Genomic DNA, 10,261 nt, shown 5'->3' on the forward strand with positions numbered 1-10,261 from the left:
GGAAGCGCTATTTATTATCGGGCAGCTGCCCTGATGCACGTCTGGCGGGCGCGGATCATCGTGTTAACCTGCGTGGCGTTCGGCACCCGCGCCATAAAGACCTCTTCGGGCAAGGCGCGGATCTCCACCGGCGTGACTGCCGAGGTAAACCTGATGACTCAAGCGTCGCCGACGATCTCATTAAGCCGGACGAGATCATGCGCCTTTCGCACGACCGTATGATCCTGATAAGACTGGACAGTCTGCGGCATTCGCCCAAAGGCTGCGACTCTATGTCGATTTAGATTTGAAGGACTTTTAGATGAACATCGACAGGCTGACACACCTGCCAGAGCGCAAGCAGCGCGAACTGCAGCGCGTCGCCGCAATTTTGTTCGATGAATTCGAAGAAGTCCAGAAAACCAAGCTGTCCGAGAAGAGCAAGCGCGGACGGATTCTCAAGCTCATCCTATTCGGCTCCTATGCCCGCGGGGACTGGGTAGAGGACCGCAAAAGTGGCTATCTGTCGGATTACGATCTACTGGTGATCGTTAATTACAGTCATTTTGCCGATCAGTATGAAGCCTGGGAGAAAGCGGGCGAACGCTTTGTGCAGGAACTGGCGATCACCCATCATGTGACTGCGCCCGTAAACTTCATCGTTCACACCTATGAGGAGGTGAACTCGCAACTCGCGCAGGGGCGCCCCTTCTTCATCGATATCGCCCGCGACGGAATCGTCCTTTGTGAACTGCAAGGTTATCCCCTTGCGTCGCCAAAATCGCTTGAGCCAGACGAGGCGCGCGCGGAGGCAAGACGGTATTACGAGCACTGGTTTCCGAGCGCTGGTGCTTTTCAGGCCGCCTCCGCATTCCTTGCCGAGCGCGGAAACCTGCCTGAAGCAGCCTTTCAGCTCCATCAGGCCGCAGAACGGTTGTATCACTGCGTTCTTCTGGTTACGGCCCTCTACAGCCCCAAATCTCACAAACTGAAGTTCCTGCGCTCGCAGGCCGAGCGGATAGCACCGCAGTTGATAGGCGTATGGCCGAATGACACCAAGTTCGCAAAGCGCGCATTTGCTCGCCTCGATCGCGCCTATGTCGATGCACGCTATTCGCCTGCATACGAAATCACAGTTGAGGAACTCACGTGGCTGCTGGACCATGTTAGAGCGCTGCAGGAAGCTGTCGCCGCAATCTGTGCCGAGCGCATTGCATCCTAACCTGCCATCACGCGGTCATGTGATCGGCTTCGAGACCTTGGACTTTTCGGACCAACCGCCACTCACGGCCCGATGTCGACGTCAAAGACCGATTCATTTAACGATTGTTTTGCGCCCTCACGCACCTTCACGCGTAGCGGGCTCGCGTATGGGGTGGCTACGCAACGAGAGCTGCCCTCCACCTGTCCGACGAGCTTTGGCAGCAGCCCGCGTCCGTGCCGATCGTAGAGACGAAGTCTGCCTTCATCTGGAAGCAGAGACTGTGGGAGCCTGTTAAAGGCCGAAACTGTATCCCAAGATGCTAGTGGGGAATACGGCGGTATTTGCCGGCGACTTGTTGGCTGTGTCAGCGAAGCATCGTCGGAATAGCGGGTAACTTCGCATCGTTCTTCCACCATCCTTCGGCCAGCAATCCAGCATCTGGCCCGAGCTTGGCCTTGACGCGCACTATTTGGCCAGATCTACCCCAGTCATATCGCAATCTCAGGCACGCCCGCATCAGTCAGAAGCTGATAGAGTTCAGCCACATTGTTTCGCTGTCCGCGTTGTTGGCAGAAGGCGAAGATGGCGCGTTGTTTCGCCCGCGAGAGGGCGACGAAAAACGCTGCGACGCCTTCGGGGTCGCCTGGGGTGTGGGCCCACCAAGCACGGTCGTCGAGGCCAACGAAGATGATGGTGTCGTATTCGAGCCCCTTGCTCTTATGGACGGTCATCATCGGAATCTGATTGACCCCCTCGAATGCATCTAGGCAGGCCATCCAGTTCGGGGCGCCATCGGCGGAAGCGAAGAAGTGGATGCAAAAAGCTTCAAGGATGATCTGAAGCATGTCGCCAACGCCATATTCGGCATAGGTTCGTGCGATCGCCCCGAGATCCAGATACTCGAAAACCCGTCTGACGAAATCGAGAGCACTTTGCCGCGACGGGGCGGTGGCCGCCATGTCGGTGCGTAAGGAAGTGAGAAATGCGCTGAGTTCCACCTCGACCTTGGCCGCGCGCGCATCATCGTCTTGCCCAGTAGCGCGCAACGCCAGGACAGAAGACGAGACCAGCTGCCATGCGGCCGGCGCGCGGCGTGTCGCGCCCAGGCGGAAGACCGCAATCGCGAGCCGGCTCAGGTCATCAGATAGCAAATCCTGAAGCGAGGTTTTGCCGAGAGTATGGCTCTCATTGCGAATCCGCAGGCCATGAACGGCGAAGGCTCCAGCGAGTTCATGCTCATAATCATCGGACTTCTGTTTCACTAGGAGCGCGTAGTCGCGCGGTGCCCGGCCGCGGGTGGCAATGTCATTGGCGATCCATTGCGCCAGGTGGGCGGCTTCCGCCGCAATGGTCTGGCTGGACCAAACCTGAGCCACGTCGCCATCGACCTGACGGGCGGTCTGAGCGACCGTGGGGACGGTGTTCGGATCGAGAGCGCGCGCGACGATGTGCTGGATCGCGACCAGGTCCGGCGAGGAACGGAAGTTGAAAAGGAGGGGGAACCTTGCTCCGCCGAAATCGGCCTGCAGCCGCTGAAAGGCGTCCTGACGCGCACCGGCGAAGACCATGATCCGCTGCTTGTCGTCACCTACGCCGGTGATGATGGTTTGCCCGCCAGAGAACGCCGAATGCAGGAAGTCGTACTGCGCGTAGGTCGTGTCCTGGAATTCGTCGACGAACACGAAGGGATAGGTGGCGACGAGCGCCCGGCGGATGTGGGGATTGGCCCGGAGCAGCAGCTCCGCGAGCCGGTTGATGCCGACGAAGGTAAGTGCAGAGGGCTGGTCTGGCCGTAGTTGCGTTGCCCACCAGCGGGCGATGGCGAACTCGGCGGCGTTCTGGGGCGCGATAGGTCCCATGGGCAGCCGATAGCTACCGACGATCTTGGGTTCAAAGTCGCTCGCGCTGTAGCCGGCGATTTCCGCCTGCCATTCCGGCGGCGCACTGAGCCGGGCGAGCGTGAGGAAGCCCTCTATCGCCTTGCGCTTTGGGAAGGAGATTTCGTAGGGCCGGGTCGGGCGCCAGTCGGCGGGGATGGCGTTGAGAAAGCGGTCGACGAGGCTCTTGGTGAAGGCGTCGAAGGTGACCGACACGAACCGGTTGGCGAACTCTGGCGGGCACCGCTGGCGGACGCGCGACCCGAGATTGTTGGCTGCATCTGTTTTGAACGAAATCGCCAGCACGCGGTGCGGCGCTCGGCAGAGGCCCGTCTCAAGCAAATAGACGGCGCGCTGGGCCAGAAACTCGGTCTTGCCGGCGCCGGGGCCTGCGACCACACACGCCGAGCCGGCGTGGCGCAGGGCATTCCACGCCACCGGTTCGAGATCGTTAATGCCGCTCGGGCGCCAGTCCTCTGGCCGAATAAGGCGCATGATCAGGCACCCGCAGGAGGCGGCGGGGTGAGACGAGCGACAATTGAGGTCAGGAGTGCGCGCAGTTCTTCGGGAGCGGTGGCTGCGAGGGCAGCCGGATCTTGTGCACTCAACACCCGAACGTGGGTGCTGGGCTTGCCGCGCCCCAGGAATAGATACCGATACCAGCGCATCAAACCGTCATGGTCGGCAGCGTACAGGTGAGGCAGACCGTCGTCGCCGAGAACCGCCGTGCGCGGCTCTCCTGCAGGCGAGGGCCCCTGGCGGCCGGGTTCGACGATCTGATAGGCGAGCGGGAGAGCCTTCAGCATCGAGTAGTCGAGGTCGAGGGGCGTGCAGAAAAAGACATTGAACTGGCGCAGCCAATTCATCCAGTTTGTGATATTCGCAGTGTCCTCGATCGGCAGAGCATCGAAAGCCGCCAGATTGGCGGCTGGCCCCTGGGGGTTGAGATGCTGTCCGAAGATGGCCTGTGGCGTGACGTTGTTTGCGAGCAGTTGCGTGCAGGCCGTTTTGATACGTCCCCACCCACCCCCAGAACGTCCCCAGTCGAGATCCAGCAAGGTGGCGTAGGGGATGTCGAGATCGGTCAGCAGTCGCCAGAGGTGGTTCACATGCCGACCGCCCAGCGGAACGACCGCGACAAAGGATCGATCGATGTCGAGCCCCATCGCCTCGGCGAGACGGGGAAGAACGACCTCCTCGGACGCACCTTCTCCCAGCACGACGAAGCGCGCGAAATAGAGTTCGGGATAGGTCCGCACGGCCTCGCGAATGAATTTCGATGCCTCTTCCTCGCCGACGGGGAGGTTGATCGGGCGGATTCGGGCCGTTCGATCGTGCGGATCGAGCCGGAAGTGCCGGACCTGCGTCGGATCAACCCGGGCGAGGATGCTCGGGGAATGGCTGGAGACTACGGCCTGCGCCTGCGGCGACTTCGTCAGGTCCTGTATCTGCCGAACGATGCGGGAGAGATAGAAGGGAGCGAGATTGTTCTCGGGCTCTTCGATCGCGATGAGCGTGAGCGCCGGTAACGGTACGCCGCCAGCCTGGAAACCGGCTCCAGCAGGATCGGCGACGATCCCGGCTTCAACGTCCAGTGTCGCTGCGGTCATCGCCAAATGGAAGAGCGACCTCTGGCCGTCGCTCAGATCATCAAGGGCTCGCTCCCGGCCGACCTCGTCGGGGCGGAAGACCACCTCTACCTTCCGGATGAAATGCTCAAAACGCAGATCGAGCGGGCGGAAGAGCGGCGTCGTGTCGGTCCCGGCTGTGTACACTTCCTGCCACCGCCGCGTCACCGCTGCGGAAATCACATCGACGGCCGGCTCCCCGGCGAAAGCGCCGTTCAAGGCGGCGCCGGCGTTTGTGAACGTGTCGCGGACTCCCTGCGACCAGTTGATGGCGCGCCACAGCCTGCCGCGCAGAAAGGCCGTCACCTGGGAGGCGCCGTCCCGCGTCGCTGGAACGTAGATCATTTGGATCCGCGCCCGGTCGGGGGCTTTCAACTCGGTGCAATCAGGGTCGGTGAACGCCCCGAAAGTCCGGATCGCCCAGTATTTCTGTTCAATCGCACCATCGAGCGAACCGTCATCGGTCCAGGTCGCTTCGAGACGCAGGCGACATTTCAGCTTGCCCGCCTCTTCAGCGGCCATCTGATGGAAGAATTCCGGAATTGCCGCGCCACCGGCGCCGTCGGCGTCTAGTTCTGGAAAGGCGATCATTGCCTCTAAGACGAAGTGTCTCTGGGGTGGCGCAACAAGCTCGGTGGAAGGGACGTGAAAATCCTGACGCCGCAGTCGTCGCTGATCGCCCGTCACGCCGAAGAGGCGCTGCAGGGCCTGCATCAGGGCGGTCTTGCCCGCGCCGTTGACGCCGACAAAGGTGGTGAGGCCGGAGGTTAGATCGACGCTTGTCGCAACTGGTCCGAAGCAACGGAAATTCGTCAGACTGAGCCGCTCAATAAACATTTTAGCCGACCTCCCGTTATTGGTGGCCGATCGCGTCAAGTTTCCCTTGATTGGCAGTCGCGGCCTTCCATGATTTCGTCTCTTATACTTCATCGATCAGTACAAGGCGCGCTGAAGCTTCAAGAATCGAGAGGCCCCTAAGCACGCCTTCCTCAAGCGTTTGTCGCGACCGCTGACGGCTTCGAAAATAGCGCGTGGCGAAGTTCGATCTGTGATCCGGTTTGGCGGGTGTGCCTTGTGCGGAAGCGCTCGATCGTTTCGATCGCGGCAAGGGGTGTAGGCCCCTCAGCGAGGGCGAGAGGGACATGGCTGCCGATGACGTCGGCAATCCGTGAATTGGCAAAGGGCACGTCGCCGTCGAGCACGTAACCGAGCATGCACCCCACAGGCAGCTGCTCGGCATACTGCTCGGTGAGAAAACGCATCATGCCTTGTGTGACGTACACGGTGGCCAGGGAACTGCGGCTTCCGCCGTTGATCACGTTGAGCCGCTTGCACTCATAAGCCAGGTATCTCTCCCGATCCCAGTCGAAGAGTACGGCGATGTCGATGATGCCCTTGCTGTATTTCGACCCGTCAGCCGCTAGGCCGAACGGCTCGAACTGATACTCGACCCAATGGCATAACCGACGCACCACAACGTCCTTGGCGAGGCGATCGACGAGGTTGATGGTGATGTCATCTTCCCCTGGCTGTTCGGGAAGAACCGCCATGCACTCTGGCCACGCTGCCGCGATCCTCTCGAGGAAGCGGTCGTCAAACGAAACGAAGTTGTCGACCCATCCCTGCACATCACCGATCAGCATCACTCCGCGCCCCGCTGTTGCGGCGCGGCGGCAGCTTGCTGGAGGTCGAGCGCTATTCCATCCGCATCGGCGAGCGCCGTGGAGCGCAGCCAGAAGCGCATCTGCATAGGCTTGATGAGGTAGAGGCAGTCACCGACGAAAACGCGCAGATCCGGCATGAGCTGGAAGTTGCCGTCGAGGGGCCTGTGGATGTGGGCTGCAAGTTGCTCGAGTACGTCGCTGAGCTCGCCGGCCGCATCTTCGGCATAGTCTTCATGGCCGCCCAGCTGAAGGCGAAGGATCGCCAGGTCAGCGCCGCGCGCGACAAGGCGCGCATCGATCTTTTTGCCTTTGAACCAGACCGAGAGGCTGGCCGACAATGTGTGCGCGTATTGAGCGCGTTGCGGTTCGTCAGGCGCGCGCCAGAGTTTCGGGAAATGGCCCTCATGGGGCTGAAGGGCAGGAAGGATCGCCTCAACGGTATCGTCGATCAGCGCGATTTCATCGGGCGACAGGCAGAAGTATTGGTACGAGAGTCGGTCGATTGTCCGCAGGATCTCGCCGTCGCCGACCTGCATCGAGAAAGGCTCGTTGGAGCGTTCGCGTGCGTCGTCCACAATTGCGATCAGCTTCAGCGCGGCTTGGGCGGCTGCGGCGTGATCGGGGACATCGTCGGGTGATGGAAATGGCAATCGTAGCAGGTCGGCTTGCTGGACTTCGGGTCGATCCGACCCGAACGAAGCGGTGCCGTGAAAAGCATACCAAACCGCTATGCGACTATTGAGTATCGCGGTCAGGAGCTTGGCACGGTCGCTCTCGCCCTCCGGCACCACGATCGCCTGGAAGATATGCTGGAAGGTCAGAGGTCGATCGCAATAGGCGGCGCGAAGACGGTTCTGCGACGTCTCGACCCCACGCGGAATAAGGATCCGCGAGCCATCGAACCCGGCCTCGAACCCGCGACGACGAACCGTCGACGATGCGGCCGGTATTAAGCCTTCCACAGTTTGGGCTAGGCGTGAGTAGGCCGCAATGGGTAGGTCCGGCAGCCGGCCGACATACGCGCTTTCGAGTGGAGGCGCATCGCTATCGCTGTCTTCATTGAAGGGCTGATAGCCTTGCCCGATCACCCAGCGATTGCCCGGCTCTTCGCGGCGACGGCTTAGGCCGCCAAAATCATTGACGAAGGCCTGTAGCTTGGGAAGCCGTGCGAGGTAGCCGAACAGTTTGGCGTCCGGTTCGCGCATCCAAAGGCGCTGCTTGAAGATGAGCGGGTTATCGAGAACCGCGCCTACCCCGAGCGAGGCCTTGTCCGCGCTGCTCAGCGTGATGACACGCTTGATGCGCAGGTTGAGGTCGGCCTTCGGCGCCCAGTAGTCGAAGCGATACGGGAAATTACCCGCATTCGCGCTGCCGTAGATGATCAGAGCTGTCGGGCGATGGGCTTTCTCGAAAAGCTGAAAGCGAAGGTCGGCGAAGTTGATGACGCGGCGGACTTGGGATTTCCGGAAGAACGCATCACGCGCTTCGACCGTCTTTTGGGCGTGGTTATGCAAAAATCCCATCGCCGGCAGCAGGAACGCGATCAGTCCGCCGTCGGCGAGATGCGACAGCGCTTTCCAGCTGAATGCCCAGGCGTCCTCGCCACCGGGCATGGGATGGCCGTTTTTTTTGCTCCACTGCACAGACGAACGGGCCGGACCGCGGCGGCTGGTCCATGGCGGATTGCCGATGATAACCTCGTATCGGGCGCCGTCAGGTGACACTTCGAAGAAGTCGCAGCAGACGAGGTTCTTGCCCCAAAGTTCCGGGAGGAATTTCCCGCGAGTGATGAGCTTGCGGATGTCGCGTGGCGACACCTCTTCGAGCAAGGCGATGTAGAGCGAAAACACGGCAACCCGAACGGCGCCGCCATTCAAGTCCCAGCCATGGATTTGGCTGAGCAAGGACAGCAGCGTTTTCCAGGAAATCGACTGCGTCTTGTGCTTGGCGCGCCAGTGTTCGCATAGCCGCTGGAACGAGCGGACGAGGAAAACGCCTGAACCGCAGGCAGGGTCGAGGAAGTTCCCTGTCGTCTTTGTCGCATCCGGCAACATCTCCCACGCTTGGGAAACGACGGTGTCGGCGAGGAACATGGGCGTGTAGTAAGCACCGTTGGCGCGGCGTTCGGTCTCGCGTTCACCCAGGAACCGATCGTAGACGGCGCTGACGAGCTCGATCGGGATATAGCGGAAGTCATAGCCCCAGAACCGCTGCTGTCCGGAACACGCCATTTCTTCACGGCCTGACCGGAACCGCGCCAAGATCGCCAGATGCGCAGGCGTGACTTCTGGCGCCTCGCCCGTGGCCTCGAAGGAGCACGGCGCGACGAACAGATCGCCGTTGAAATCCGCGTGGAGGGTCCGGAAGAGGGACCGGAAGAGATTAACGTCGCCGGTTTCCAGCAGCGCCGAAAAACTCTCCGCGCTCTTCTCGGAAACGGCGGCAAAGTAGGTGGGCGTTACGATCTCCCGGTCCTCAAGGTAGGCGATAAACATCGCCTGTATGAGCAGGGCCTGGGCCGCATCGGGAGCGAGCGCGGTCTTTTGCAGGAGGTCATGGGACGCATTCAGATTGTCGAGGAGAACCTGATCGATGCGTTCTTTCGGGGGAAAATACTCACCGTAATCCTTCCAGAGACGCCCGGATTCTGCGCCGTAGATAAGGTTCTGAAACCGCAGCGCTTCGGTCGTCAGGCTGAGGCTATCGATGAGGCAGCGGGTCTCGAAGGCGTCGCCTGGATCGCTCAACGGAGTACGGGCGAGCGAAAACGCTCTGAGCGTATCGTCGGCGATAACCAGCAACAGGCTGGCCAGGCCCTGATTCCAGAGTGCGCCGTGAAGATCAGTAATAGCGGCGCGGTCGTAGTGATCGGCTTCCAGGATCGCGACCGTCGGGACGCCCTGGACGCAGAAGATCGCCGATAGACCCATTTCATTGAGGGCGGCTCGGATAGCCGCTGCGTGCGGCACGTCGCTGACGGCCTCGGCCGACTCGTAGAGTTCAGGCGAGCGCCGATGTGTGAGCCCCAAGCGGTCTTTCCACTCTGGCGCCAATGCGGATGCCAGAGTGGGGGTCATGCTCGCTTCTCGCGCCGTTCCGGCTGCACAGCCACTGAGGTGGGGGGAAACTGCAGATGGCCCTGCTCTTGGTCGACTTCAGTCGCAGTGAGGGCCGAGCGTAGTCGTGCTATTATTGGCGCGCACGGCACGCAGAGGCTTGAGGCGTCCGGCGAACAGCGGTGGGCTACACTTGCGTCGACAAGGCGGAAATTGTCGATTTCGATCAAAGCGACGCAGCTTTCAAGCGAGCGCCAAGACTTTCCCCGGCACTCCTTGAACAGCAGATCGAAACGATCCCCGACCGTTCCGACGCGTACGCCGAAATGTCTGACAAGTTCGGCGACTATCGCTATCGCGACAACGTCCCCCGGCGTGAAGCTAGGGGCATGCCCTTTGTGTAGGCTCAGTGCCGGAATAGCATTCCGCCATGTGCGAAAAGCATCCACTGAAATGGAAATCAATTCGCGAATCTGGCTCTGAGTATACTGCATTAGTGCACCTTAGTGCGGAGTCGGCGCCAGATCAATGCGGGGCGCACCCCAATTGCGTTCGCTCTATGTTTGCGTACGGCGGATACTTGCATTCGGTTTCGGAACTCTCGGATGGCAGGGGGAGCAATGATTATGCGACCATTGCCGATCAAGTCCTGACTGACGTCAGCAAACTCAGGACACCGGGGTATACCGCATAGTCGGTTCCCGACCCCAATCTCGCCGTTCATGCATTCCGCAGCGAAGTCTGCTCTCCGCCCAGCTTTCCGATTTGAGACACGATGAAACAGGCCAGCTTGTCTCCATTTTGGCCATCCAAACATTGCTCGCGTGGGGGTTCGAAGCGTCGGAGCCAGACC

At 60.8% G+C, this 10,261-nt stretch carries 6 protein-coding genes; 2 read left to right on the forward strand and 4 right to left on the reverse strand.

The window, feature by feature from the left end; genetic code table 11:
- The first annotated feature begins 301 nt into the window (after positions 1–301).
- Positions 302–1,201 (forward strand): HEPN domain-containing protein, encoded by a 900-nt coding sequence (locus ACK6D9_RS23440; protein WP_267656486.1) that lies wholly within the window; start codon positions 302–304, stop codon positions 1,199–1,201.
- Between the two features lie 470 nt (positions 1,202–1,671).
- Here the strand turns inward: ACK6D9_RS23440 and ACK6D9_RS23445 are convergent, their stop codons facing one another.
- From ACK6D9_RS23445 to ACK6D9_RS23460, 4 genes are all read right to left on the reverse strand, one after another.
- Positions 1,672–3,555: a UvrD-helicase domain-containing protein gene (locus tag ACK6D9_RS23445; protein WP_267656484.1), complete on the reverse strand. Its 1,884-nt coding sequence runs from the start codon at positions 3,553–3,555 to the stop codon at positions 1,672–1,674.
- Positions 3,556–3,557: 2 nt separating this feature from the next.
- On the reverse strand, positions 3,558–5,525 hold the full coding sequence (locus tag ACK6D9_RS23450; RefSeq protein ID WP_412052038.1) for an ATP-dependent nuclease: 1,968 nt from the start codon (positions 5,523–5,525) through the stop codon (positions 3,558–3,560).
- 152 nt (positions 5,526–5,677) lie between these two features.
- Entirely contained in the window at positions 5,678–6,331 is a 654-nt protein-coding gene (locus ACK6D9_RS23455; protein WP_412052037.1) for a hypothetical protein, read from the reverse strand.
- Complete coding sequence (locus ACK6D9_RS23460) at positions 6,331–9,429, reverse strand: class I SAM-dependent DNA methyltransferase (RefSeq protein WP_267656479.1); 3,099 nt, start codon at positions 9,427–9,429, stop codon at positions 6,331–6,333. The genes ACK6D9_RS23455 and ACK6D9_RS23460 overlap by 1 nt, the downstream gene beginning before the upstream one ends.
- Before the next feature lie 161 nt (positions 9,430–9,590).
- Between ACK6D9_RS23460 and ACK6D9_RS23465 the strand changes: the two genes are divergently transcribed.
- Entirely contained in the window at positions 9,591–9,812 is a 222-nt protein-coding gene (locus ACK6D9_RS23465) for a hypothetical protein (RefSeq protein ID WP_267656477.1), read from the forward strand.
- Positions 9,813–10,261 lie beyond the last annotated feature (449 nt).

It is taken from the genome of Hoeflea sp. Naph1 (genome assembly GCF_046837775.1).
Lineage (GTDB): Bacteria > Pseudomonadota > Alphaproteobacteria > Rhizobiales > Rhizobiaceae > Hoeflea.